Source organism: Myxococcus sp. CA039A, from assembly GCF_013336645.1.
GTDB lineage: Bacteria > Myxococcota > Myxococcia > Myxococcales > Myxococcaceae > Myxococcus > Myxococcus llanfairpwllgwyngyllgogerychwyrndrobwllllantysiliogogogochensis.
In genome coordinates, this window is the sequence record NZ_JABUMQ010000044.1 from 1 (window position 1) to 24,780 (window position 24,780).

19 protein-coding genes and 1 pseudogene are annotated in these 24,780 nt (G+C 69.4%); 10 read left to right on the forward strand and 10 right to left on the reverse strand.

The annotated features are described in order from the left end of the window. Together HR086_RS49405 and HR086_RS10020 are read left to right on the forward strand one after the other, a co-directional pair. A pseudogene (locus HR086_RS49405) lies at window positions 1-1,863 on the forward strand (protein kinase); the annotation flags it as partial. A 128-nt stretch (window positions 1,864-1,991) separates the two neighbouring features. Next, window positions 1,992-2,306, forward strand: a complete 315-nt coding sequence (locus HR086_RS10020) for a hypothetical protein (RefSeq protein ID WP_141644470.1) — start codon at window positions 1,992-1,994, stop codon at window positions 2,304-2,306. 66 nt (window positions 2,307-2,372) lie between these two features. On the opposite strand, the gene HR086_RS10025 is transcribed toward HR086_RS10020, so the two are convergent. Both HR086_RS10025 and HR086_RS10030 read right to left on the reverse strand, forming a co-directional pair. Beyond that, window positions 2,373-2,654 (reverse strand): hypothetical protein, encoded by a 282-nt coding sequence (locus tag HR086_RS10025; protein WP_371817204.1) that lies wholly within the window; start codon window positions 2,652-2,654, stop codon window positions 2,373-2,375. Window positions 2,655-2,754: 100 nt separating this feature from the next. Beyond that, window positions 2,755-3,420 (reverse strand): hypothetical protein, encoded by a 666-nt coding sequence (locus tag HR086_RS10030; protein WP_141644471.1) that lies wholly within the window; start codon window positions 3,418-3,420, stop codon window positions 2,755-2,757. A 134-nt stretch (window positions 3,421-3,554) separates the two neighbouring features. Here HR086_RS10030 and HR086_RS10035 point away from each other — a divergent pair, with 134 nt between their 5' ends. Then, complete coding sequence (locus tag HR086_RS10035; RefSeq protein ID WP_174465469.1) at window positions 3,555-4,844, forward strand: glycosyltransferase; 1,290 nt, start codon at window positions 3,555-3,557, stop codon at window positions 4,842-4,844. Window positions 4,845-5,044: 200 nt separating this feature from the next. After that, on the forward strand, window positions 5,045-5,341 hold the full coding sequence (locus HR086_RS10040; RefSeq protein WP_174465470.1) for a hypothetical protein: 297 nt from the start codon (window positions 5,045-5,047) through the stop codon (window positions 5,339-5,341). Window positions 5,342-5,348: 7 nt separating this feature from the next. On the opposite strand, the gene HR086_RS10050 is transcribed toward HR086_RS10040, so the two are convergent. From HR086_RS10050 to HR086_RS10085, 8 genes are all read right to left on the reverse strand, one after another. Further along, complete coding sequence (locus HR086_RS10050; protein WP_254626269.1) at window positions 5,349-7,505, reverse strand: DUF3616 domain-containing protein; 2,157 nt, start codon at window positions 7,503-7,505, stop codon at window positions 5,349-5,351. A 255-nt stretch (window positions 7,506-7,760) separates the two neighbouring features. Further along, entirely contained in the window at window positions 7,761-8,342 is a 582-nt protein-coding gene (locus HR086_RS10055) for an imm11 family protein (protein WP_174465471.1), read from the reverse strand. An 8-nt stretch (window positions 8,343-8,350) separates the two neighbouring features. Beyond that, complete coding sequence (locus tag HR086_RS10060) at window positions 8,351-9,091, reverse strand: AHH domain-containing protein (protein WP_174465489.1); 741 nt, start codon at window positions 9,089-9,091, stop codon at window positions 8,351-8,353. A gap of 111 nt (window positions 9,092-9,202) precedes the next feature. Continuing rightward, window positions 9,203-9,703, reverse strand: coding sequence for a VOC family protein (locus HR086_RS10065; RefSeq protein ID WP_141644475.1), 501 nt, complete (start codon window positions 9,701-9,703; stop codon window positions 9,203-9,205). Window positions 9,704-9,862: 159 nt separating this feature from the next. Continuing rightward, complete coding sequence (locus HR086_RS10070) at window positions 9,863-11,899, reverse strand: zinc-dependent metalloprotease family protein (protein ID WP_174465472.1); 2,037 nt, start codon at window positions 11,897-11,899, stop codon at window positions 9,863-9,865. Between the two features lie 179 nt (window positions 11,900-12,078). After that, window positions 12,079-13,281: a formaldehyde dehydrogenase, glutathione-independent gene (gene fdhA / locus HR086_RS10075; RefSeq protein ID WP_141644477.1), complete on the reverse strand. Its 1,203-nt coding sequence runs from the start codon at window positions 13,279-13,281 to the stop codon at window positions 12,079-12,081. A gap of 178 nt (window positions 13,282-13,459) precedes the next feature. Further along, the gene (locus tag HR086_RS10080) at window positions 13,460-14,854 is read right to left on the reverse strand and encodes a suppressor of fused domain protein (protein WP_174465473.1); all 1,395 of its coding nucleotides are present in this window, start codon (window positions 14,852-14,854) and stop codon (window positions 13,460-13,462) included. A 67-nt stretch (window positions 14,855-14,921) separates the two neighbouring features. Beyond that, a complete protein-coding gene (locus HR086_RS10085; RefSeq protein WP_174465474.1) occupies window positions 14,922-16,382 on the reverse strand; it encodes an RluA family pseudouridine synthase in 1,461 nt (486 codons plus the stop codon). A gap of 170 nt (window positions 16,383-16,552) precedes the next feature. Here HR086_RS10085 and HR086_RS10090 point away from each other — a divergent pair, with 170 nt between their 5' ends. Genes HR086_RS10090 through cheB form a run of 6 tightly spaced genes read left to right on the forward strand, consistent with a single transcriptional unit; the run spans window position 16,553 to window position 24,713 of the window. After that, window positions 16,553-17,026 (forward strand): chemotaxis protein CheW, encoded by a 474-nt coding sequence (locus HR086_RS10090; RefSeq protein ID WP_174465475.1) that lies wholly within the window; start codon window positions 16,553-16,555, stop codon window positions 17,024-17,026. Beyond that, complete coding sequence (locus HR086_RS48440) at window positions 17,023-19,062, forward strand: CheR family methyltransferase (RefSeq protein ID WP_174465476.1); 2,040 nt, start codon at window positions 17,023-17,025, stop codon at window positions 19,060-19,062. Before HR086_RS10090 ends, HR086_RS48440 begins: the two co-directional genes overlap by 4 nt. Next, the gene (locus HR086_RS10100) at window positions 19,062-19,673 is read left to right on the forward strand and encodes a chemotaxis protein CheW (protein WP_174465477.1); all 612 of its coding nucleotides are present in this window, start codon (window positions 19,062-19,064) and stop codon (window positions 19,671-19,673) included. The genes HR086_RS48440 and HR086_RS10100 overlap by 1 nt, the downstream gene beginning before the upstream one ends. Beyond that, window positions 19,670-21,313, forward strand: coding sequence for a methyl-accepting chemotaxis protein (locus tag HR086_RS10105; protein WP_174465478.1), 1,644 nt, complete (start codon window positions 19,670-19,672; stop codon window positions 21,311-21,313). Before HR086_RS10100 ends, HR086_RS10105 begins: the two co-directional genes overlap by 4 nt. Continuing rightward, on the forward strand, window positions 21,313-23,655 hold the full coding sequence (locus HR086_RS10110) for a hybrid sensor histidine kinase/response regulator (RefSeq protein WP_174465479.1): 2,343 nt from the start codon (window positions 21,313-21,315) through the stop codon (window positions 23,653-23,655). The genes HR086_RS10105 and HR086_RS10110 overlap by 1 nt, the downstream gene beginning before the upstream one ends. Beyond that, window positions 23,652-24,713 carry a chemotaxis-specific protein-glutamate methyltransferase CheB gene (gene cheB / locus HR086_RS10115; protein WP_174465480.1) on the forward strand — a complete coding sequence of 354 codons (1,062 nt, stop codon included), beginning with the start codon at window positions 23,652-23,654 and terminating at the stop codon, window positions 24,711-24,713. Before HR086_RS10110 ends, cheB begins: the two co-directional genes overlap by 4 nt. Window positions 24,714-24,780 lie beyond the last annotated feature (67 nt).

Sequence of the window (24,780 nt, forward strand, 5' to 3'; positions counted from 1 at the left end):
CGACTGGCCCCCGCGCCATTTCCGCCCGGCCCCCGCGCGGCCCGGACACGCCAGCAACTGGGCGCCATCCTGCTGACGCGCGGCATGCTCACGCCCCACGTCCTGGACGAAGCCCTGGCGCTCCAGAAACGCAAGGGCGGCAGGCTGGGCCAGTTGCTCGTCCATGAGCGCTGGCTGGAGCCCGAGAACCTCGTGCGCGCGCTGTCCGAGCAGTCCGGCCTGCCACACATCACCGACGAGAAGCTCCAAGCCCTCCCGGTGCCCAGGGAGCTCATCCAACAGATTCCCCGCGAGCTGTGCGAGCGATTGTGCGCCGTCCCCGTGGGACTGCGCGGACGCGAGCTGTTCTGCGCGGTGCAGGACCCTCGGGACGTGCAGGTCACCGACGCGCTCAAGTTCTCCACGCGCGCCGTCGCAGTCCAGGGGCTGTTCGCCACGGAGCAGGCCATCCGCAAGGCCATCCAACGCTTCTACACCGAGGAGGAGCCCCGTCCCCGGGAGCGCGTCCCCATTGAGCTGGAGGATGAGTCCGACGTCGGCGGGCACGCGCGCGTGCTCCAGTTCGCGGAGCAGTTCACCGGCCGCGCGGTGCTCGACGAGCGCACCTTCACGCCGACCGAGTCACCGGACACCAGGACTCCCGTCTCCATGGAGACCGCGAGCCGGGTGACGCCGCCCCGGAGCGACGTGCGCGCGCGCATGGTGTTGCTGGTGGCGGAGCCCTCCGAGCCTCGCGAGGCCGTGGTGCGACTGCTGTTGATGCAGGGCCTGGCGGCGGCGACCAGTCCCTCGGCCGATGCCGGACGCGCGCTCGCGCTCGGGGGCTATGACCTGGTGCTCGTGCTCGAGGACTCGATGACGGACGCCGCCGGTCTCGCGCAGAAGCTGCGCGCCGCGCATCCCCAGGTGGAGGTGCGCCTGCTGCCTTCCTACAGCGCGGCGTTGATGGGCGAGGGCGGACCGCTGGCGCGGCTCGCCGAGACGCAGGCCCGACTGCTGGATGGAATGCTGTCGATGCTCGGCGGCAGCGCGACGCTGGCGCCCTTCCTGACGAAGCTGGCGCGACGCATCGCGGTGAGGCTGGGCGCCGGGCGCGTGGACGAGGCCGTGCTCGGCACCGCGGCCTGCGCCCTGGCCCTGGCCGCGCGACTGGAGGAGCCGCGCCGCTTCACGCTGCCCTCGCGCGCTCGCGCCCTGGTGCTCGCGAGCAGCGGCATGCCCGAGGTGACCGAGCTGCTGGTCGCCGTGCTGCCGGAAGGCGAGGAGCGCGCTCCGCCCGTGGGACGCGCGGCGGGGGCCCTGCTGGGCGCGGCGCGCTTCGTCCAGGAGGTCCAGAGCGCGCAGCCGACACCGGCCAGGGCGGCCCAGGCGCTCCAGGCACTTCGCCAGGACGCGCGCCTGCCCATCCCCGTCCTGGAGGCGCTCACCACGGAGCTGGAGGCCAGCGCGCTGGCTGACCAGACGGCGCCCCGGGTGGTGGTGGCCGAGACGGACGGCGCCAATGCGATGACGCTGCAGATCCGCCTCATGGCGGAGGGCTTCAGCACCGTGCGCGCCCGGACGCGCGCGGACGTGGAGAAGGCCGTGGGCGCCGGCGCGCAGGCGGCCATCCTGGCCAACCCGTTGCCGGATGGAGACCTGCACTCGCTCCTGCAAGCACTCCGGAAGAACCCGGCCACCGAGGACCTTCCCGTCTACCTCATCGTCGACAAGGAAGACGCCAGCGTGTTCACCGCCAGCCTGGAGGCCGGGGCCGATGACGTCCTGGTCCGCTCCGCCAGTCCCGAGGTGCTCATCGCCAAGCTGCGCCGGGGCATCCAACAGCGACAGGGTGCCCGCCGAGGCGCGAGGACCGCGCAGTGAGGGCTCCCCGGACCTCGGAGCACACACGAGCCGCGCTGTTCAGAGCTGCACAGCGCGGCCCATGACGCATGCGAGCAAGTCAGGCCTCGGATGCATCATCGCGGTGTTCCCCTCACCAGGAGCTCTGAATGACGCTGAAGCCTGCCTTTGGATTCGTGCTGGCGCTGACCGTCGCGGTGGGAATGATTGCCGCCACCTTCCCTCGGGATGAACCTGTCGCGGACGACTCCACCACCCCAGCCGCCAGCGCCTGCGACGCGGACAAGCAGAAGCTGCTCATGTCGAGGGCGCGCAGCGGGCTCCCGCTGGACGCCACGCCTGCCCTCTTCTCTGACGAGCCGGTGGGTCTGCTGGGCTACTGCTCCTACGACTGTTCGAGCTGCTCCTCCACCGCGGAGTGCCGGGCTCGCGGCGCGGGCTCCTGCTACAACATCTGTCCCTAGTCCCTGGGCTCGGCCCGATGCCCCTCACAGGGAGCATCGGGCAGGGCCCGCGAGCAGCCAGGGTCATCAGCCGCAGGTGGACGAGAAGTCCGTCACCGCGAAGCTGGTCCGGCGGCCGGAGAGCCACGCGGTCTGATAACACTCACATGAGATGTATCCGACCCACTTCGTGTACGTCGCGTCGGAGTAGTAATCAATCCAGTAGGACTGGTTGCCGCAGAAGGGCAGCGCGTCCTCGCGCGTGTCGAGCGAGGCCTGCTCCTCCTCCAGCGCCGGCTCCATGCCACCACAGCCCATCGTCAGCAGTGCCGCCGTCAACAACCCACCCAGGATGTTCCTGCTGCGCACGTGTGCACCCTCCACCGGGCCATGATTGGGCTTCCGGTGGAGCAAACCTAGCATCAGTCGTGCAAAGCAGGACAAGACGGCAAGAATGACTCAGCCTGTCTCAAGGATTGCCGGTGGCGTAGGCCCACAGTTCGATGGGCGTCGCGTAGTAGATCCACCCGAAGAAGCCTCCCACCGCGGAGCGCGCGGGCGGCCGGAGGTAGGCCTTGTCTCGCATGCCGAGCAGCTTCAATAGCCCGCCGAGGGTACACGTCCAGAGCAGTTGCAGCAGGGACGTGATGACATACGAAGCCGCGACGAAGGGCAGGTAGAAGGGGCCGAAGATGCGCGCCTGGAGCAGGTGCATCTTCTCGTGTTGCCCCGCGCCGCCCAGGTTCACCGTGCCCAGCGTCTGGAGCACGTTGTTTCCGAACGAGCCTCCCGGGTTGGCGCGATAGACAATCCAGCCCTGTCCCTCCGAGTCGGGGCGGGACAGCTTGCCGAAGAAGACATAGACGATGTTTCCGAAGATGAAGCCGAACAGCGTGTTGGGCAGGCTCCAGGTGAGGTCGATGATGAGCTCCACCCAGCCTTGCGCGGAGGGCAGCGGATAGATGCGCAAGAGCCCGGCCTCCAGGCCGTACCCCAGCCCCAGCGGTAGCCCCAGCAGCAGCGCGACGCCCGCCGGGAAGGCGCCTCCTGTCACCGCGCTGACGAGGAGCAGGACTCCCGGCACCAGCACGAGTGACAGCAGCACCGTCAGGAAGGACTGCGTTTCCTTGGACATGGTCCCCACCTCTCGAAGCTCGAAGGGAAGCCACCGTGGCTCCCTCTGACGTGGAGTGGTGGAGCCCCCGCTGTGACACCCGGGCAGGCACACCGGGGGGCAGGCGGCACGACAGGTCGTGCTAAGCGTCCTCCATGTCGAGCATCTTGATGGCGGCCCATCCGACGGCGGGCCACACCAACGCCTTGCGAGTCCTGGGCGGACGGTTGCGCGAGCTGGGCCACGACGTCGCGATGGCCCTGGCCGCGCCGCCCCTCCCCTTCTCCGACCTCTGGCCCGAGCCCCTGCGCGTCGCGACGACGCTGCCCCACGCCATCCAGCGCGACGGCCTGCGCCTCATCCGGCTCCAGCCCTCGCCCGCCATGCTCTGGTATGGGGCCCGCATCCCGCGCGCCCGCGGCGTCGACGAGCTGGCCCTGGCGCTCCGGCTGTTCACCGCCGGGATGAAGTCCCAGGCCCGCCACCTCGCCCGGGAAATCGAGGCGGCCCACATCGACGTGGTGCTCGGTGACTACCTCATGCCGGCCGCGCTGCTCGCCGCCCGACTGACGAAGCGGCCCTATGCGGCGCTCTATCACTCGGCGCTGCCCTTCCCCGTGGAGGGGGCGTCACCCTTTGGCAGCGGTCTTCCCGATGATGCGCCCCGCGATGCGACCTGGGCGCGCGCGGAGGCAGCGACGCAGTCGCTCGGCCGTTGGTTCGATGAGCGCGTCGCGCGGGACGCGAGCACGTTGGGTGTCCAGCTCCGCGGGGGAGGGCTGCTCTCCGCGCCCATCTCCGACGACCTCAATCTTCTGATGACGATTCCCGAGCTCGAGCCGGGCTTGAAACCACTCACAGGCCCCGTGGAGATGGTGGGCCCCTGCCTTCCGCGCGCCCGTGAGGCGGACCAGGACGACCCCGCGCTGCGCGCCCTTCAGCCGGGACGCCGCCACGTGTACGTGTCGCTGGGGACCGTGTTCAACGGACAGCCTCGCGTGTTCAACGCCATCCTCGACGGACTGGCGCGACATGACGTCCACACCGTCGTCAGCGCGGGCGCCAGCTTCGGCCGACTGGAGCCGCGCGCCGGCCCTCGCACGCTCGTGTTCCGTCAGGTGCCCCAGGTGCCCTTGCTCCAGCGCGTGGACTTCGTCGTGACACATGGCGGGAACAACACCGTGCAGGAAGCGCTCGCCGCGGGCCGACCCATGGTGGTGATTCCCTTCGGCGGGGACCAGCTCGCGAACGCGCGTCGCGTGGAGCGGCTCGGCGTGGGCGTCGCGGTGCTTCCCTCGGCGCTCGATGCGACCTCCGTCGCCAGTGCCCTCTCCCGACTCCTGGAGCCCGCCGTCACGGCCCGGGCCCGCGCGCTCGCCGCCTCGCTGGAAGGCGTGGACGGAACGGAGCGCGCGGTGCGAGCGGTGCTGCGATTGGTGAAGTGAGCGCTCACCCAGGGCGCTGAAGAGTTTCGCGGGGCTCGGAGAGAGCTTGCGCGATTGCAGTCTCCAGCCAGCAATCCCGCGGCGACTTGTAGTCCGCGGCCTACAACCGGCTCCGCGCCGGCTCGTCCTTTCGCGCCCTTAGGTCGTGGCCCCGGCCTTGCTTTGCTGTCGTCCAGAGCCCCTCGGACAGGAGCAGGACCATGAGCATTGGAAGCGCGACCTCCATCAAGCAGTTCATCAACCAGCCCAAAGTCGACAACGCGCTGCCCAAGTCCATCTGCGACACTCCGGGCACCCAGCCGTCCGCGGCCATGCCGTCTCCGACGGGCGCGACGAGCTGCTTCGAGCCCCAGAAGCCGAAGAGCCCCGTGAACCTCATGCCCGACTTCCCGGGCGCCATCTGCACCCCGACGGGCGCTCCGACGCCGGAGGCGCGGACGGAGGACCCCTTCAAGGCGCTCCTCGCGCTCACCCACGGTGAGCAGGAGCCGCGGTAGGCCCTCATCACTCACGGCCACCCGCCTCCCCCTCGGAATCCATCAAGACTTTCAACCTGACATCAAACACACGGGAGCGCTCGCTCCCGACGACATGGAGTAACGAACATGAAGAATCCCCTGGCGTGGTTGGTAGGCATGGCGGCCCTCGTGTTGACCGTGGGCTGTGGTCCCATGGAGCCCGACGAGACGCTGGACACCCCCTCCGAGGACAGCGCCCAGACCGGGGAGGTCTCCGCGGCCGCGACGAAGACCTGCAGGGAGAAGTGTTCCGACAATCTGTCGAGTTGCAACGGCAGATGTGGCGGCAACCTGGGATGCGTGGCGGGCTGCTCCGCCGTCTATTCCATCTGCATCTCTGGCTGTTGAAGCCCCCCTCGAAGTCCCCACACCCCTCCTGGGGCGAGACTCCTCTTCTTCCCGGAGTCTCGCCCCGGGCATCTTCCGCGCCCTGACTCAGTCGACGTGCACGAACACGTCGCTGAAGCTCTGGCTGGAGGATGCGACGTCCTTGCACTCCGTCCCCCCCCATCAAGCGCGAGCCCATGTCGAAGAGCACCTGCACATCCAGCGAGCCGGGATAGGGGATGACGGCCTCCGGCGCGGAGTTCTCCGGCGCGGTCAGGTCCACCACCTTCACTGGCGCGCTGCTCGCGTCGCCCGACCACTTCCAGAGGGCGAAGGGGCCACTGCTCTCGTCGTGCGGACCGCTGAGGAGCAACATCGCCTGGTGGGCCTCCGACCACGCCATGCCTCGCAGTCCCTGACCTCCCAGACTCAGGGGGATGGCTCGACCAAACCGCGCCGTGGCACCCGCGAGGACGGCGTCCGGATTGGTCAGCGTCACCACCAGGGCACTGGAGCCCACGCGTGGGTTGCGGAAGCCGATGGCCAGTTCGCCCGAGGGCAACGCCGCGAGCCCCTCCACGTTGGTGCCGTTCAGCTTTGGCGCGAGCGAGGCCACCGTGGACTCCGACAACCGTGAGCGCGCATTCAGCAGCGTGATGACGGCCGAGTCCGGGGCATCCCAGTTGGCGGCGTCGAGCAAATCTCTCAGCAGCGTCGAGGACGTCCCCGCCACCTGCAGGGTGACCGAGGGCGCGGTGCCCGCGACATCCAGCGCGAAGAACTTGTAGCGCGACGACTCCAGCTCTCCGTCCTTGTTGCGCGCGTGCGAGCCCGTCACGTAGAGGCGATTGCCCACGCGGGCCACGTCCTCCAGGTCCGCCTCGTCCGACGACGAGAGGCCGATGGCGGCGCTCACGTCCTGCGTCTTCACAGCGGTGGCGCTCTGGCTCCGGGTGTAGATGCGCACGGATTGGGACTCGTCATTCACGTTCAGGAAGTGCGTCCCATCCACCCAGGCGCCACCGGAGCCGTCACAAGTGCCCTTGAACGTCCCCGAGGCGGGCACCTCGCCACCGGGCGTTCCCGACGCCTCCCACGTCACGGTGAGCCTGGGACGCGACGCCTTCGTCGAGTACTCGCTCGAGCGCAGCTCCAGGCGGTTGTCATTGTCCTTGTTGGCGAGGATGAGGCCCTGATTGCTCGCGGGAGTGCTCACCCACCGCTGCACCGCCGCCACACCCTGGGCATTCAGCGCCACGGTGTACGTGCCCGTCGCGGGCGCGCGAAGCGTACCCAGCACCGTGGGGTTCCGGTCTCCCGTCCCATCCGCGCCGTTCGAGGCCCAGTCCTGGCTGTTGTCCGCCTGCTCCCAGGTGACCTGGATCTCCGTCCAGCCGCGCGTCAGCGCATACAACTGATAGTCCTGGTCGGCCTTGTCGGACACGGTGACGGTGAGCGAGGCGGAGCGGACGACGGCGTTGGCTGGAATGGCGGACACGTCCCACGCCAGCAGGGCGAAGTTCTCGTTGCCGCTGCCGGCGGGCGTGTCTCCGCTCGCGGAGAGCTTCGTGTCGCTCCCGTGGTTGGCGTCGGAGTCCTCTTCTTCAATCATCGCGTCCCGGGTGCCCGCGTAGTCCGTCGTCGGGGCCACGCCATCCTGGAATGACGTGCTCTGGGTGGCCGCCAGCGGCTGGGTGAAGGGGAGCGAAGCCTCCGGCTCCGTGTCACGCAGCGCGGGTTCCACTTCTCCGCATCCTCCCAGGAGCCAGGAGGACGCGACGAGCACAGCGATGAACGGACGCTTCAATCCACGCATGTCATTTCCCTCGCGCATCGTGCGAGGCAGCACCGTCCCCCGGCTCGCGACGGAATGCCGTAACGATTCTGTCGAAACCCCGCGACAACGTTCGGCGCGGTGTACGCAGAGGACCTGAGAATGAGAAGACCCTGCCCGAGGTCAAAGGTAGGGAGGGGTTGTGTTGGCGTGCATGGAGGTGAACAAGCATCCAGCGGAGCCCATGCTCCACCTGCCTGAATTCAAGGCTTGATCTGGAGTGCCGCGGCAGTCCGTCTATCGGAACGCCACGGAATCATCCCAGGCCTCCAGTGGGATGAATCGAAGTCCCTCTGGTGGTGGAGACAGCCCGAGCACCCGTTCCACAAGTGAGGCGTGGACGAGGTGGACGACAGCCTCCTTGAGCCTGAACGCCAGCCGCTCGCCGAGAGGAACATCCCGGAGGACGGACTCATCGAGCACGAGCCGGTCCAGCCCCGTCAGGACGATGCCGCTCCCCGCCAGCCGGTACACGGAGCGCTCCCGGTCCATCACCGAAAGGCGACGCCACATGTGCACCAGCGTGTAGCGGCGGACATCCCCCTCTTCAACCTGCACATCTGCGGGAATGAGTTGCACGCCCGGCAGCGGCACCGAGCGCAGCACGTCCGCCAGGCGCTCTGAGACCACTGGCGCCGGCAGGGTGTGGCAGTCCACCATCACAGGCAGCGAAGGCATTGGCTCGCCGAGCCGGAGCTGCACGACCTCACCCGTGTCCACCTCGCGGCCCTGCCGGAACGCCAGCGAGGATTGGGCCCATGCCAGGAGCGGGTGCCGCTCGGACGGCGCTCGCGTCCATACGTAGTAGTCGCGCTGCATGGCGCCTCTCACTCTCCCACCTGGAGCGTCCGACGCGGGAGGGGATTCCCTGTCGTCCCGTGCCTCACCCCATGGCGGCGACCATGGGGGCATGGCCGCCGAGGCTTGCTTTGAAGGCTGTGCACGCCTGCACAGCCCACGCCGCCAGCCAGATAATCCCTCCCGTCGGATGTGATTGTCCATGCGCCGGCAGCCAGGCGCGAGAGAATGTCACGGCTCAGGTCATTCAGGTCCGCGATGAACCGCGCCGGGTCCGAGCAGTAGGCTCCAGCCAGGGCGGCCTCGCCGTACGCTTCCACCAGTTCGCGCAACGCGTCCGGATAGGGCATCTCCTTCTCACTGGCCCAGCCCCCAGCGTGGTTGCCTCGATGAACGGGGACATGAAGCTCACACGCCACCACGAGAACCATCGGGAGGATGACACCGTTGCGCCGGTGGTTGATGTCGTAGCCAGTCATCCAGCAAATGGACGTCCACTCGTCGTCCTCAGCCATCACCTCCGAGCAGATGAGGTGGTGAGCCGCGATGGACCACCGCCCAGAGTACCAAGGGTGGGCTTGCGGCTCCGCGCCACGGAGGATGTTGTTGAACAGTACCGCCGAGCTTCCCGAGCTCCATCCCGGCTTCGTGGCGAACGCATGCCCCTCCTTGCCGCAGTACCTGCACGGCGAAAGCTTCGCGGGCCGTGGGCCGTCATTCGGCCCAGCCGTCTCGAATCTGACGCGGTGCCCTCGGATGATGACCGGCATGGGCGAAGCAGAACGGGCCTCGCGCCAGTTCGACAACGAGACCCCAGGGCACCTGTTGGCCACGCAACCCCGGGCGCACAACGGACAGCGCCGGTGCGCAGGAGCGGTCCGTTAGCCCGCCGCACGACGGAGGGCGTCGAGGTCGAGCTTCTTCATCTTCAACATCGCCTCCGTCACGCGGCGGGACTTCTCCGAGTCCGGGCCCGCGAGCAGTCGGACCAACTCGGTGGGCACCACCTGCCACGACACGCCGAAGCGGTCCTTGAGCCAGCCACATTGCTGGGCGCGCTCGTCACCGCCTTCGGACAGGCGTGACCAGTAGTGGTCCACCTCCGCCTGCGACTCGCAGTTCACCACCAACGACAGGGCCTCCGTGAACTTGAAGTGGGGACCTCCGTTGATGGCCACGAAGTCCTGGCCGTCGAGCTGGAACTCGAGGGTCATCACCGCGCCAAGAGGCTGACCGCTCACCTTCGCGCTCGGCTCGTTGTAGCGCGTCGTCGTGACGACTCGCGAGTTCGGGAAGACCGACGTGTAGAGCGCGACGGCGGCCTCCGTCTGCTTCTGGTCGGGGAACCACAGGAACGGGGTGATGCGCTGGAACTTGGACATGAGCGGCTCCTTCGGGCTGTGCCTCAGGAGCAAACTGAACAGGGTCCGTGCACCCGGCTCGCCGCCGTGGCTCGCAAGCCCTTGAGCAGCCAATGGGTCGCCTGGCCGAGAGGAGCCGGGGGCTCGACGCGAGCGCGGGCCGGCTCCCCTCCCCTTCAGCTACTCAGCCACATGCACCGTGGCGGTGGTGCTCGCCACGATGCCGACTTCGTCCTGAAAGAGCTCCAGGCCCACCGTATGGGTGCCCTGGGCATTCGCGGGAATGGACTTCGTCATCGTGAAGGTGAAGTCGCCACCCGGCGGCAGGTTCACGCCCCAGTCAGACCAGCTCGTGTCCCAGCCCGTCGTGTCGTTGTTCCAGAAGTCGTACCAGACCCAATTGCACGAAGCGGAGTCGTGGTTCTGCACGTACACCGTCCAGGTGACGTCCGTGCCCGGCGCCGCCGTCACCGTCGTGGGCGAGAGCGTGAGCGTGGGAGTCGCGGAGATACAGCGCTCGACGACCTCCTGCGCGGCCGTGCCCCTCACGGTGTGGCCATTGCGCGTGACGTCCACGCCCGTGGCGTACGTCCCCGGCGTCGCGGCGTACGGCGTGTAGAGCTGGAGCGTCAGCGACGTCGAACCCGACGCGGCGATGGTGCGCTGCGCGGGCAGCGGGTCGGAGCTCCAGCCCGGCGGGACGATGGCCGCGAGCTGGAAGACGCTCGGGGTACAGCCCACCGAGTCACGATTGATGATGAGCAGCTCCACCTCGGGGCGGCTTCCAGGCCAGACGGTGGGCTCGAAGGGCGTCACCTCGACCTCGGGCGCGGCTCGGATGCAGGCGGCCTGACGGTACTGGAGGGTCACCGTGAGCGCGGTGCTGGTGGCGGAGACGACCGTCACGGAGAGGTTGCTGTACGGGTCTTCCCACGTCGTGCCCGGAAGCAGGGCCGGGTCGCTCCAGGACGCGGTCCCCGGCGTGAAGTCGAGCAGGTGCGTGCCATCCCGCGTGTCCGCGTCCTCGTAGTGGATGAGCGCGCCACCGAACACCTGGGACGGCAGCGTCGACTCGTAGCTGCCCACCTGCTGGCGGTACTCCAGCCACAGCCACGCGTCATTGCCCTGCCCCCTTCGCACCTTGAGGGCCTTCACGCCGCCTGACGCCACCACCGGCGCGAGCGTGAAGGTGCCTCCCACGCCATCCACCTGAACCACCGAGGACGGAGCCAGCCAGCCGATGCGCGCCTTGTGCGGCACCGCGTAGTGGCCCAGGTTCCAACGGCCCATGGTGGAGAAGACGTCGCCGTACTCGTCCAGCGTGCCCGCCAGATTCAACAGCGACAGCGGCTCCGCGCCGAAGTCGCGCGTCTGCGAGTGGTTCAGCGACAGGTTGTGCCCCGCCTCGTGCGTGATGAGCTGCACGGCGCTGTCGTGGGTGTTCATCGACTGCGCGACGAGCCACGCGGTGGACGCCGTCACGGTGCCGTCCGGCGTCGCGACCTGACCGCAGGACAACGTGGCCAGGCCCCCGTAGTAGCAGCCCGCCTGCGGACGCGGGTGGACGATGAAGATGCGGTCATATTGCGTGAAGTCGACGTCCGCGTCGGCCGCCTGGAGCGCGGCCGTGCGCATCGCGTCCGACTCCTCGCAGGCATAGGCGCGGTCCAGCGTGTACCAGCCCACCACGTCACCTGTCGTCGTGGTGCGCCCCTCGGAGACCTCGCTCCAGTACCCCGCCAGCGAGCGGCGCGTGGTGGAGAAGAAGGCCTCCTCCATCCCTTGCGGCGTGTTCGAGGGAGTGGCCATGCCAGGGAACGCCGCCATGATGACCAGGCTGCGCTGCACACCGGTGACACCACACGTCCCCAGCGTGGAGCTGGCGGACCGGGTCCGCGTGTCCACCTCCACCGATTGAGCGACGAGCTGGCGCGCCGTCTTCTGTCCGCGCAGCTTCACGTGCAGGCCACTGCGCAGGCCCTTCGGCGCGTCGCCCTTGAACACCACCGGGTGACGCTCGCGCCCGGTGACGAGGACGTACTCCTCATGAGAGGCGTCGAGCGAGGGCGCATCCACCACCCGGACCTCCAGCTCGCCCTCCCACGCCTCCTCGCGCGACACCTGCTCCGGTGTTTGAGCCTCTTCGGATGAAACACAACCCTGAATGCCACAGGCCGCGAACCACACGGCCGCCACCATGTTCCACGTGCGGGACATCTCGCCTCCGGCGAACGGCGTCCCCGAGCGGATGTCGCCCGAGGAGCGCCGCGCGCCTTGTGCCCCCGCCCGCACGCGGTGGCAACAGCGCAGGTGGAGGGCACGAGGAATTCACCCGGGGGCACGTGGCGAGCCGCCACACGTGCCTCCGAGGAGGAAGAGGTCCCTGCTCGCGGGACTCAGGCGGACTTCTTCTTCAACATCCCATGCGGGTCGATGACGAACTTGCGAGCCACGCCCGTGTCGAACTCGTGGTAGCCGCGCGGCGCGTCGTCGAGCGAGATGACGGTGGCGTTGACGGCCTTCGCGATGGGCAGCCGGCCGTGGAGGATGGCCTGCATGAGCTGGCGGTTGTAGCGCAACACGGGCGTCTGCCCCGTGAAGAACCGATGGGACTTGGCCCAGCCCAACCCGAAGCGCATGCGCAGGTTGCCCTGCTTCGCGGCCTCGTCCTTGGAGCCCGGATCCTCGGTGACGTAGAGCCCGGGGATGCCGATACCACCCGCGGCGCGGGTAATCGCCATCAGGGAGTTGAGCACCGTGGCGGGAGCTTCCGTGGTGGCCTGGGCGCCATGGCCGCGCGCCTCGAAGCCCACGGCGTCCACGGAGGCATCCACCTCCGGCACACCGACGACCGCTTCAATCAGCTCCTCGAGCTTGTCGCTCTTGGTCAGGTCGATGGGCTCGAAGCCGGAGGCCTTCGCGTGCTTCAGTCGTTCCGGGTTCATGTCACCCACCATCACCACCGCCGCGCCCAGCACATGCGCGGAGGCCGCCGCCGCGAGCCCCACCGGACCGGCACCCGCGACGTACACCGTGGAGCCGACACCGACGCCCGCCATGACGGCGCCATGGAAGCCCGTGGGGAGGATGTCCGACAGCATGGTCAGGTCGAGAATCTTCTCCAGCGCCTGCGCCTTGTCCGGGAAGCGGATGAGGTTGAAGTCCGCGTAGGGGACCATGACGTACTCGGCCTGTCCGCCCACCCAGCCGCCCATGTCCACGTAGCCGTAGGCGCCGCCCGCGCGGCCCTTGTTGACGTTGAGGCACACGCCCGTCTGCTGCTCACGACACGTGCGACAGCGACCACAGGCGACGTTGAAGGGCACGGTGACGAGGTCGCCGATGGCGAGGTACTCGACGTCCTTGCCCTTCTCGATGATTTCTCCGGTGATTTCGTGGCCGAGCACCAGGCCCTTCGGCGCCGTGGTGCGTCCGCGCACCATGTGCTGGTCCGAGCCACAGATGTTGGTGGAGACCACCTTGAGGATGACCCCGTGCTCGATGGACTTCCCCTCCGGGTTCACCATCTTCGGGTAGTCGATGGAGCGCACCTCCACCTTGCCGGGACCCAGATAGACGACGCCGCGATTGCTGGCCATGAGCGGACTCCTCCGATGCGGCCCGGCCGTGCCGCGCCGCGTGCAAAGTCCGGTTAAGGCTGGGGACCCTCCGACTCACTGGCACGCAGGGGCGTGGGGGCCATGAAGGGTGTGCCCTCTCGTCTGCCCTCCTGCCCCTCATATTTCCGACCCAGGGCGCGCTGAGCCGGTGTCCGCGCTACCGCGTACCGGAAGCAGCATCGCGCTGCTTCGTGGCTGGCTCCGTCACCGGGCCCCACCCCTGGTGCTTCGGGCGGGAGCCCATCTTCTTGAGCAAGGCCCGGGTTGTCTTCTCGGCCGCGAAGCTCGCCTCATCGCTCGTCAGCGGCAGCAGCTTCACGAATGTGACCCGTGCATCAGCGTCCTTCTTCGCACCCACCGCCTGGGTGAAGAGGAGCTGCTGGGGCTCTCTTTTCCGATTCGGAAAGCTGGAGAAGGCCGGAACCTCCTCCGGGGGCACCAGTGCGAACCGGCTGTTGGGCTCGGTGGTATCGCCGAGGTCCACGGTGTCGTAGGTCTTGAAGGGCGTGTCCTCACTTGAGGCCGACTTGATCATCAGCGCCACGGCGACGAGACGTTCAACCACGCGGTCGTTCTCGTCCGTCGAGTACGCAAGCAACTCGATTCGAGGCTCAGGTCCTCCAGCCGCCTGCGGGCTCGTGCTGACGCCAAAGGTCGCGTAGGTGTAGTAGGGGCGGTCCTTCGTTGGAGGGTGACGCATCACGTAGAACGGCGGGGCGTTGGCGGACGGCTCCCAGGGACCGTATTCGTGAACGCCCTCTCCGAAGAACTCTCCGTAGTGGGACACGAGCTGCACACGGGAGGTCATGCGGTCGCCAGAGGCCTTCTCCTCCTGGGAGGGCACCCATTCCTTCACGCGGTTCTCTTTCAGGCCCGACAGCAGTTCCTTGACGCCCGCTGTGAGCGTATCCAACACGCCGCTACCATCCCGTGTGTCCGCGAGGAGGGTCGGTTCACTCGTGAGCCCGAGCGCCTTCTTGAGTTCGGCCGCAGGGAGCGCATTCGGGAGTCGATGCTTGTTGAGCTGAAACACTTTCGGGACCCGCGACCAATCCATTCCCTGGTCATGCAGAGCGGACTTCACTCTCTCCAAAGCTTCAAGGTTCGCATCGAGCCGTTCCCTCTGGCAGTCGGCGACGAAGACGATTCCGTCGGCGTGCTTGAGCAGCAATCGGGTCGAAGCGGCGTACTCCTCCTGGCCCGAGAGGCTGTAGAGGTGGATGCGCACTCGGTAGCCACGGATTTCGCCCACGCCTTTTGGCAAGAGGTCGAAGAACATCGTGGTCTCGGTCTTCGTGTCGAGCGAGAGCATCTTGCCCTTCGAGTCCGGCTCGGTCCTGTCGTACACGTACTGGAGGTTCTCGGCCTTGCCCGAGAGCTGTGGCCCCACGTAGATGAGCTTGAGATTGATCTCCTTGGATGCGTGATTGGTGAACATCGCGGAAGCCTCCAGTGACACGACCCCAGGCACGATGGCGAGCAAGGCGACGTAGAAACGCATCGATTTCACGGCGGCTCCAATCCCCACTTGTTGGGTTCGGCACCTTGCCATTTCCTCCTCGGACCGAGAAGACCTCTGGCGCTGTCTGCCCTCACCGCGGCGGTGTATGCGAGTGTCCTCAGAATGAGGCGCGAGCCTGGAAACACAACCGCTTCCCGGTCCCCGGGTGGGTGAAGTCGAGCCCCTCTGCGTGAAGCATCAGCCGCGAGTCTTCGACGCCAAAGCGCGCGTCTCCGACGAGGGGCAGGCCCAGCCCCAACGGATGCGCGGCATGGATGCGCAATTGCATCGCATGACGCGTCCGGGGCCAGAGCAGCACGCGTGTGCGCGACTCGCTTCGCTCCGTGACACGCCACTCCGTCACGGCCTGCTTGCCGTGATTCGGGTTCGCGAGCGTTTCAAGGGCACCTGACGTCGTGCCTCGCAAGGGCACGTCGATACGACCCTGCTCGACGGCGACGAGTCCTTCGACCCAGGCGACGTGCCGGTGCTCGGCTTCGCCACGCGCGAGCTGGCGCTGGAGCGCGGACTGGGTCGCGGTGTCCCGGGCAATCACCTGGAGGCCCGACACCTCTGACTCCAGCTCGTGGACGAAGCGCGCGGCGCTCAGGTCCGGGAAACGTGGCAGGAGTCTGACAAGCACCGAGTCGCGCGTGGGTGAATGCCGGCCCGGCACCGATGGCAAGCCGTGGGGCTTGTCGACCACGAGCAACGCCGCATCCTCGTGCAGCACGCGGAGCACGTCCTCGTCACGGGAGGTGACGGGCGGGGCTGGCGCGGGGTCCACGGCCAGGCCCTCCAGCATGAACGGCAGCACCGTTCCGCACTTGTTGTCACAGGCCGGGTAATACGCACCCGACCGCCGGCCTCCTCCGAGCGGCTCCGCGCCCCACCAGAACTCCGCGAGCGCCAGGGGTTTGAATCCGTGACGGTACGCGCAGGACAACAGCTTGGGCGCGGCGCAATCTCCCGCGCCTCCCGGCGGCGGACGCGGCGCGAACAGCGCGGCCATGGACCGCTGCTCGCCTCTCGCGTTGGGGACCGCGAAGCCTTGCGACAGTTGACGCCAGAGGGCTCGGGAACGCTCGGCCCGCTCGTGCGCGACCTCGCTCCGGCGCGCTTCGAGTTCTCGCAGCTCGGCCTTTCGTCCTCGAGGCTCCTGGGCGAGGCGTGCGCACTGCTCCGTCAGCTCCGCGTGCCTCCGTCCCAGTTCGGCCAGCTCCGCCTCACCCTCGGGCCAGAACGCGGCGCGCGCCACGGGGTCGAACACGGGCGGGACGAAGCCCTCCACGTCCCAGGAGCCGCCCAGCATCCCGGAGAACGCGCACAGGTACCCCAGCCGTCCTTCCGGCCCCGCGACGACCAGCACTCCGAACATCTTGCCGCCACCGGGCCGCCACAGCTCTTCCCACCGCGCATGCTCGCGCCGCAGTCGCTGTTGCAACGCCTCCGCGGCAAGACAGGCCAGTCGCACCGGAGGGCCTGACTCGAACGGACTGGGGAGGCGCGCCGGCACATCGCCAGGAAGCGGCGGTGCGTCGAAGGACAGCAGGGTCTGGGAGAAACGCGCCTCGCTCACGGTGATACCCGCGTCGGCATCTATCAGGTCCAGGCACCCGCGTGCGGAAAGCGGGAAAACGTGTGGCGCGGCAGGAGGCCACGGACGCCAGTGGGAACTGGTGGACACACGACGTGCGGGGCGCACGCCGTGTTCGACAGCCCGCAGGACAGCGTCTATGTCCCTCCCACATGGTGCCCGCTCCGCGAGAGGTGCTGCTGTTCACCCTGGAAGGTCAGCGCTACGGCCTCCCCATGGAGGACGTGCGAGAGCTGATTCGCGCCGTGCGCCTGACGCCGCTGCCCCGCGCACCCGATGTCGTCGAAGGCCTGCTCAACCTGCATGGCCAGTTGCTCCCCGTGCTGGACCTGCGCCGGCGCTTCCGTCACCCGGCACGTCCCCTCTCGGCGCTCGACCACCTCATCATCGCCCAGGCGGGCCCGCGTCAGGTCGCGCTGCGCGTGGACCGCGCCGAGGGCCTGCGCGTGCTCTCTCCAGGCGAATGGGACGAGACGCCCCGCGAGCTGCCCGGCGTGGGCTACGTGGCCGGCGCCGCCAAGCTGGAGGACGGGCTGGTCCTGGTCCATGACCTGCGCGGCTTTCTCTCCGAAGCCGAGGCGCTGGAGCTGGACACGGCGCTCGCCACCTCGGCGGAGCGTCCGTGAGGCAAGGGCCGTGGAGCCACGAGGGCTACCCCGCCGTGCTCGCGCTCGTCGAGGAGCGCGCCGGACTGGCCCCGCCGAGTTGCCCCGCCTCCGCCGAGGAAGGCATCTCTCGCGCCATGGCTCGCGCCAGCGTGAGTGACTTCGACGAGTATCGCGCGCGCATCACCTCCGACTCCGCCGCGATGGATGACCTCCTCACCGAGCTCACCATCGGCGAGACGTACTTCTTCCGCACCCCCGAGCACTTCGAGTTCCTGCGCCGCATGGTCCTGCCCGCGCTCCGGGAACGCCATGGCCCGGACTACACCGTGAAGATGTGGAGCGCGGCCTGCTCGTCCGGCGAGGAGCCCTATTCCATGGCGGCCCTGCTGATGAGCGAAGGCTGGGGCGAACACATGGCGGTGTATGCCACCGATGTGTCTCGCGCCTCGCTCGCGCGGGCTCGACGCGGGCACTACGGCGAGTGGTCCATGCGGGGCCCGTGGGCCGAACGGATGCGGGTCCACCTTCGCCCCGAGGGCCGGCAGTACGTCCTGTCGCCCGAGGTGAAGCAACGCGTGCGGTTCAGCTACCTGAACCTCGCGCTCGATACGTGGCCGTCGCCGGATTCGGGCATCTGGAAGCTGGACGTCGTCTTCTGTCGCAACGTCCTCATCTACTTCAACGGCTCCACCATCGAGGCCGTGGCCCGCCGACTCCACGCTTCACTGGGTGAAGGCGGTGTCCTCTTCACCGGACCTTCGGACCCGCCGCTCGGGGGGCTCGCTCCGCTGGAGCCCGTCCTCACCGAGTGGGGCGTGTTCTACCGACGGCTCCCACCTGGCACCACCGTGGCCGTCCCCGATGCGTCGCCGTTCGGTGACCGGGGGCGGATGACGGTGCCGCCTTCCGGCGGAGGACACCCCGCGCATTCGGGTGAGGGCGGCGTGGGCACCGCACCCGGAGGAAGTGCTCGCACCGCGACAGGGGCTTCCGGCAGCACCACACGCTTCCCGGGCGGTGGAGCCACGAGCCCCTCCGGAGGCCGCACGGGCGCTCCGGGCTCGGGCCCTTCGGGTGCGGCAGGCATCGGCACCTCTGGATTCGCTCCGGGCTCAGGCGCGGCGACAGGCATCGGCGCCCCTGGCTTCGCTCCCGGTTCGGGCACGACGACAGGCATCGGCGCCCCTGGCTTCGCTCCCGGTTCGGGCGCGACGACAGGCATCGGCGCCCCTGGCTTCGCTCCCGGTTCGGGCACGACGACAGGCACCCTCGGATTCCCTCCAGGCCCGGGTACATCGGGCACGACTCCCGGACGAGGCACGGGCTCCACGAGCACGGGCACATCGGGCACGACTCACGGACGAGGCACGGGCTCCACGAGCGCGGGCACGGCGGGAACGACTCACGGACGAGGCACGGGCTCCACGAGCGCGGGCACGGCGGGCGCGGCTCACGGAAGCAACGTCGGCGTGTCTGGCTTTGCACCAGGCGCGGGCACACCGGGCGCGCTTCAGGGAACTGGGAGTCCCTCGCCTCGCGCCCCGAGCCCCTCCGAACTCTCCGCTGCTCGCCGCGCGCTGGAGCGCGGGGACTGGCGCGAGGCCGCGCTTCGCATGGGCGCACTGGATTCAGACCCGGACACGGCCACCGCCGCCGTGCGCGCCATCGCCAACCTCGACGCACAGGCCGCCGTCTACGCCAGCGCCGAGGCCGCCTCCCGCCATCCCCTCGTCCCCGACCTGCGCTACCTCGAAGCCCTGCTACTCCTCGGCCAGGGACGTCTGCCCGACGCCGAGCGCTCCGTCCGTCAGGCCCTGTACCTGGAGCCCACCCTCGCCGTGGCGTGGCTCGTCCTGGGACGCGTGCTGCGCCGACTCGGTGACATCCCTGGCGCGCTCAAGGCCCTGCGCGAAGCAGAGGCCCTCTGTGAAGCCCTTCCTCCCGATGCCCCCCTGCCACTCGCGGAGGGAGAACACGCCCGGGACCTCGCACGCGCCGCGCGCGATGAACGCATCCGCTTGGAGAACCCCCTGACCGAAGGCAAGGCACCCTGATGGCTGGCCCTCACGGCATCGACTGGGATTCCGTCCGCGCCCGGCTCGCGAACCTCGTGGCTTCGCGCGAAGCGGAAGGCGCCCTCAGTCCCGAGGCGGAGGCCGCGGTCCTCGACGAGCGCGCTCGCGTCTTGAGCCGCCCTCCCACGCCCGAGGTCGCTCCCGGCACCCTGCGCGAGATGGTGCGCTTTCGCGCCGCCAGCCAGACCTACGCCCTGGAGTCACGCTTCGTGCTGGAGGTCGTCCGCGCCGCGGAGGTGGTGCCCCTGCCCGGCTCGCCTCCCACGCTGCGCGGGCTCACCCTGCTCCATGGCGAGGTCCTCCCCGTGGTGGAGCTCGCCCCTCTCTTCGGCCGCGCTCCAGCGGAGAGCTCGGGCCCCCTGCTGGTGCTGGGGACGAACCGGGCCGAGCTGGGCGTGCGCACCGAGGAAGTCCACGAAGTCACCCAGGTGTCGAGCCAGGACCTGTTGCCCGCCCCTGTCACCCTCGCGGATTCCGCCGGGGGACTGGTGTTCGCGGCCGACAGGGACGGAACACTCTTGCTGGAGGGCGAGGCACTGCTGGGTGACAGTCGCCTCGTGTTCGATTTGTCCGACGAAGGAGTCGTATGAACATCGGGAACCGCATCGCGCTCGGCTTCGGACTGTCCTTGATGGTGTTGCTCATCCTGGCGGTCGTCGCCTTCCAGGGCGCACGCCAGCTCACGGACACCACCGAGGGGCTGCTCAAGGCCCATGAAAACTTCCGTCTGGTCCGCGAGGTGCGCGCCCTGCTCATCGACGCGGAGACAGGTCAGCGCGGCTTCCTGCTCACGGGCGAGGACCCGTACCTGGAGCCCTATCAGGCGGCCCTCTCCTCGCTCCAGCAGGACATGAACATGCTGCGCGACGCGATGGCCCCCTTCCCCGACCAGCGCAACCGCATGGTGCGCCTGGAGCCGCTCGTGACGGGCCGCCTGGCCCTGCTCGAGGAGGGCATCCGCCAGCGCCGTGAAAAGGGTCTGGAGGCCTCGCTTCCCATCATCCGGGGCAACCGGGGCAAGCAGCTCATGGACCAGATTCGCTCCGTCATCAACGAGATGCTCGCGGAGGAGCAGGAGCGCTGGACCGAGCACTCAGACGCCGCCCGGGACACCGCGCGGCAAATCATGTGGGTGCTCGCCATCTGCACCGTGCTGGGAATCATCCTCGTCTCCGCGGGCAGCTATCTCGTCACGCGCAGCATCACCGTCCCGCTGCGCAGGCTCATGATTGGCACGGAGCAGCTCGGCCGCGGCGAGCTCACCCACCGCATCGACCTGAAGGGCCGAGACGAGATGGCGGAGCTGGCGCGTGCCTTCAACGAGATGGCCGAGCGGCGCCAGCAGTCGGAGGCACAAATCGCGAAGCAGTCCGAGCAGCGCGAGCACACGCTGCGGACCGTGGCGGAGTTCGTCAACCAGCTCGCGGGCGCCAGCTCCGAAATCCTCGCCAGCACCACGGAGCAGGTGGCCAGCGCGCAGGAGCAGGGCAGCGCGGTGACGGAGACGGTGAGCACCATCGAGGAAATCACCAAGACGTCCGAGGAGGCCGCTGGCCGCGCTCGCAACGTCAGCGACTCCGCGCGCCACGCCGAGGAAGTGGGACGCAGCGGACGGCGCACCGTGGAAGAGGCCGTCGCCTCCATGGGCACCGTGCGCGAGCAGGTGGAGTCCATCGCCTCGCGCATCCTCGCCCTCGCCGAGCAGGCCCAGGCCATTGGCGACATCATCACCACCGTCAATGACATCTCCGAGCAGACGCACATGCTCGCGCTCAACGCCTCCATCGAGGCCAGCCGCGCCGGAGAGAATGGCCGGGGCTTCGCCGTGGTCGCCGCCGAGGTGAAGGCGCTGGCGGACCAGTCCAAGAAGGCCACAGGTCAGGTGCGCCAGATTCTGGGACAGATTCAGAAGGCCACCCACGGCGCGGTGATGACCACCGAGGAAGGCACCAAGAGCGTGGCGGCGACCACGCGCATCGTCGCCGAGGCGGGCTCCACCATCCAGTCGCTGTCGGACCTGCTGGCCCAGGCGTCACTCACCGCCGCGCAAATCGCCGCGTCCGCCAACCAGCAGGCCACCGGAATCGCCCAGATTCGCCAGGCGATGCATGACGTCAACCAGGCCACGCAGCAGGGCCTGATGTCCTCTCGCCAGACGGAGCGGGCCATGCAGGACATCAACGGCATGGGCCAGAAGCTCAAGAACCTGCTCGAAGAGTACGGGCGCTGATGGACCGCGACAGGCTCGCCCAGGCACTGCTGGCCACGTTCCTCGAGGAGCTCGAGGGGCATGTGGCCTCGCTCAACCGGGACCTGCTCGCGCTGGAGCGGGAGCAGGGGACGCCGCGCGCGGCGGAGCGGGTGGCCGCGCTCCTGCGCACGCTGCACAGCGTGAAGGGCGCCGCGCGCGCGGCCAGTGCCCTGCTCGTGGAGACGGCGTGTCACCGGCTGGAGGAAGTGCTGGAGCCGCTGCGCGACGGGCGCACCGCGTCGCCAGAGCTGTATGAGCTGTGCTTCGCCGCCGTGGATGCGCTGGACGACGCGGGAAGGCGGCTCGCCTCGAAGCAGGAGCTGGCCGGCTCGCCGCTCGACACGTTGTTGCCGGACCTGGAGCGCGCGGCCAACGGCGACGTGTCGGCGCCCCACGCGACGGGCACGACGCCCCATGCACCGGGGGCGGCACGACCTCCCGCCTCCACCGACGAGTCTTCCCGTGCACCGGGCGCATCCGCCGCGCGTTCCCGTGCGCCGGGCTCCGCCGCCGAGCCTTCGCGCGCGGCGGGCGCAGCCCCCGAGTCTTCCCGGATGCCCGGCTCCTCCGCCGAGTCTTCTCGGATGCCCGGCTCCTCCGCCGAGTCTTCTCGGATGCCCGGCTCCTCCGCCGAATCCTCCGCGCCCGAATCCCCGCCCTCAAGCCCCGTGCTCGAAGCGACGTTGCCGGTGCGCGTGTCCGCGCAGAAGCTGGACGCGCTGCTCTCTCGCAGCGGCGAGCTGCGGGTGGCCTCGCTGCGGCTGGAAGGACGAACGGAGACGCTGGAGGGCGTGCGCGAGGAACTGGCGCGCATGCGCGAGGCGGTGCAGGGCACGGAGGCCGAGTCCTCGCTGCGCCGGGCCGAGAAGGAGCTGGCGCGCGTGACTCGCGAACTGGCGGCGGACCAGCGGACCCTGAGCGGCGTGGCCACGGGCATGGACGACGAGGTCCGCCGCGCGCGCACCCTGCCCTTCCTGGAAGGCTGCGAGGGATTGGAGCGCGCCGCGCGCGACGTGGCCCGCTCCGAAGGCAAGAAGGCGCGACTGGAGGTCCATGGCGGCGCGCTCGAACTGGACCGCTCCCTCCTCCAATCCCTGCGCGAGCCCATGCTCCACCTGGTGCGCAACGCCGTGGCTCACGGCCTGGAGTCACCCGAGGAGCGCCGCCGCGCGCACAAGCCCGAGGAAGGCCGCGTCACCCTGTCCGCGCGCCTGCGCGGCAGCCGCGTGGAAGTGACGGTGGAGGACGACGGACGCGGACTGAATCTGGAAGCGCTGCGAGCACGCGCCGTGGCCCAGGGCATCGAGGCCCCCGAGGACGACGAGGACGCCGCGCGCCTCGCGTTCCACTCCGGACTGTCCACCTCCACGCGCGTGACGGAGGTCGCGGGCCGAGGCGTGGGACTGGACGTGGTGCGCACGCAGGTGGAGGCGATGCGCGGCACGGTGGAGGTGAGCACCCTGCCGGGCCAGGGCGCGCGCTTCGCGCTCGATGTGCCCCTCACGCTGAGCACCTTGCGCGTCCTGCTGGTGTCCGCGGGAGGACAGATTCTCGCGCTGGCCAGCGAGGGCGTCGCGCGGCTGGTGCGGCTGTCCCCCGACGAAGTGCGCGACGTGGAGGGCCGTCCGACGTGGGTGGCGGAAGACGCGCTGGTGCCCCTGGCCTCGCTGGCGGACGTGCTGGGACTGCCCCCGGGGCCGCCGCGTCAGCGCCGGGGAGCGGTGGTGCTGGCGGCCGGCACCGCACGCGCCGCGCTGGTGGTGGATGAGGTCCTGGCCGAACAGGAGGCCCTCGTCCGGGCGCTCGGGCCGCGCGTGCGGCGCGCTCGGCACGTGTCCGCGGCGGCGGTGCTGCCAGACGGACGGCTGTCGCTCCTGCTCAACCCCGTGTCCCTCGTGCGGGCCGCGGGGGGCCGTCCTTCCACGGCGCTGTTCCCCGCCCCGGTGACCCAGCGGACGCGGCGGCGCATCGTCCTGGCGGACGACTCGCCCACCACCCGCGCGCTGGAGCAGAGCATCCTGGAGGGCGCTGGCTACGACGTGGTGCCCTGTGTCGACGGCGCCGAGGCCTGGGAGCGGCTCCAGGCGGGCGGCGCGGACGCCCTGGTGCTGGACGTGGAGATGCCTCGGATGGACGGCATCGCCCTCACCGAGGCCGTGCGTGCCTCCCCGCGCTTCGCGAGGCTGCCGGTCATCCTCGTCACCGCCAGGGGGCGGCCCGAGGACAAGGCCCGCGGGCTGCAAGCCGGGGCCAGTGCCTATCTTGTGAAAAGCGCCTTCGACCCGACGAGCCTGCTGGAGACCTTGAGACGACTTCTATGAGGACAGAACCGTTGCGCATCGTGGTGGCCGAGGACTCTCCCACCGCCCGTCGACTGCTCGTGGAAATCCTCCGCGCCGACCCGGGGCTGAGCGTGGTGGGTGAAGCCAAGGATGGCGTGGAGGCGATGGAACTCACCCAACGTCTGCGGCCCAACCTGGTGACGATGGACATCCAGATGCCGCGCATGGATGGCCTGGAGGCCACCCGCCGCATCATGACGGAGGTGCCCACGCCCGTCGTCGTCGTCTCCACGCTGGTGGAGCGCGACATCCAGACGTCCATGGCCGCGTTGCGGGCCGGAGCGCTCGCGGTGCTCCAGAAGCCCCTGGGCCCCGAGTCCCCCGACTTCGACGCGGACAGCCGCCGCCTGCGCGACACCCTCAAGGCCATGGCCGAGGTGAAGGTCGTCCGCCGCTGGCCGGACCGGGGCACCGCGCAGACCGCGCCCGCTCCCAGGCCCGTGCCTCGCGCGAAGTCGCTCCGGGCGTCGGTGGTCGCCCTGGCCGCGTCCACGGGTGGACCGGCCGCCTTGTTCCGGCTCCTGTCGGAATTGCCCGCGGACTTCCCCGCGCCCCTGCTGGTGGTGCAGCACATCGCCATCGGCTTCGGCCAGGGCCTGGCGTCCTGGTTGGCCACGGCGGGCCCGCTGCCGGTGCGGGTGGCGGAAGAGGGGGAGCTGCTCCTGCCCGGGCACGTCTACCTGGCGCCGGACGACCGGCACCTGGGCATCCAGGACGGCCGGGCCCAGGTGTCCAAGGCCGCTCCCGTCAACGGCTTCCGTCCCTCCGCGACGTGGCTGTTCCGCTCCGTCGCGCGCGCGCACGGCCCCGAGGCCCTGGCGGTCATCCTCACCGGCATGGGCCAGGATGGCCTGGAGGGGACCCGAGAGCTGCGCGAAGCCGGAGGCCGCGTGCTGGCCCAGGACGAGGAGTCCTCGGTCGTCTTCGGCATGCCCGGCGTCGTGGTGAGCGCGGGGCTGGCGGACGAGGTCGTCTCCCTGGCCGCCCTGCCTTCCCGCTTGTTGCTCGCTGTCCGGGCGGACACGCAGCCAGGGTGAGCCACAATATCCGCTACTGAATCCTTGCTGGGCGCCTGCCTGGCCCGGAATGGCCTCCGGGTCCTGG

What these genes read in the sequence shown, in the direction of transcription:
- HR086_RS10020 (WP_141644470.1), top strand. Translation starts at nt 1,992, where the DNA reads ATGACGCTGAAGCCTGCCTTTGGATTCGTGCTGGCGCTGACCGTCGCG.
- HR086_RS10030 (WP_141644471.1), bottom strand. Translation starts at nt 3,420, where the DNA reads ATGTCCAAGGAAACGCAGTCCTTCCTGACGGTGCTGCTGTCACTCGTG.
- HR086_RS10035 (WP_174465469.1), top strand. Translation starts at nt 3,555, where the DNA reads ATGTCGAGCATCTTGATGGCGGCCCATCCGACGGCGGGCCACACCAAC.
- HR086_RS10040 (WP_174465470.1), top strand. Translation starts at nt 5,045, where the DNA reads ATGAGCATTGGAAGCGCGACCTCCATCAAGCAGTTCATCAACCAGCCC.
- HR086_RS10050 (WP_254626269.1), bottom strand. Translation starts at nt 7,505, where the DNA reads ATGCGTGGATTGAAGCGTCCGTTCATCGCTGTGCTCGTCGCGTCCTCC.
- HR086_RS10055 (WP_174465471.1), bottom strand. Translation starts at nt 8,342, where the DNA reads ATGCAGCGCGACTACTACGTATGGACGCGAGCGCCGTCCGAGCGGCAC.
- HR086_RS10060 (WP_174465489.1), bottom strand. Translation starts at nt 9,091, where the DNA reads ATGCCGGTCATCATCCGAGGGCACCGCGTCAGATTCGAGACGGCTGGG.
- HR086_RS10065 (WP_141644475.1), bottom strand. Translation starts at nt 9,703, where the DNA reads ATGTCCAAGTTCCAGCGCATCACCCCGTTCCTGTGGTTCCCCGACCAG.
- HR086_RS10070 (WP_174465472.1), bottom strand. Translation starts at nt 11,899, where the DNA reads ATGTCCCGCACGTGGAACATGGTGGCGGCCGTGTGGTTCGCGGCCTGT.
- fdhA (WP_141644477.1), bottom strand. Translation starts at nt 13,281, where the DNA reads ATGGCCAGCAATCGCGGCGTCGTCTATCTGGGTCCCGGCAAGGTGGAG.
- HR086_RS10080 (WP_174465473.1), bottom strand. Translation starts at nt 14,854, where the DNA reads ATGGCAAGGTGCCGAACCCAACAAGTGGGGATTGGAGCCGCCGTGAAA.
- HR086_RS10090 (WP_174465475.1), top strand. Translation starts at nt 16,553, where the DNA reads ATGGTGCCCGCTCCGCGAGAGGTGCTGCTGTTCACCCTGGAAGGTCAG.
- HR086_RS10100 (WP_174465477.1), top strand. Translation starts at nt 19,062, where the DNA reads ATGGCTGGCCCTCACGGCATCGACTGGGATTCCGTCCGCGCCCGGCTC.
- HR086_RS10105 (WP_174465478.1), top strand. Translation starts at nt 19,670, where the DNA reads ATGAACATCGGGAACCGCATCGCGCTCGGCTTCGGACTGTCCTTGATG.
- HR086_RS10110 (WP_174465479.1), top strand. Translation starts at nt 21,313, where the DNA reads ATGGACCGCGACAGGCTCGCCCAGGCACTGCTGGCCACGTTCCTCGAG.
- cheB (WP_174465480.1), top strand. Translation starts at nt 23,652, where the DNA reads ATGAGGACAGAACCGTTGCGCATCGTGGTGGCCGAGGACTCTCCCACC.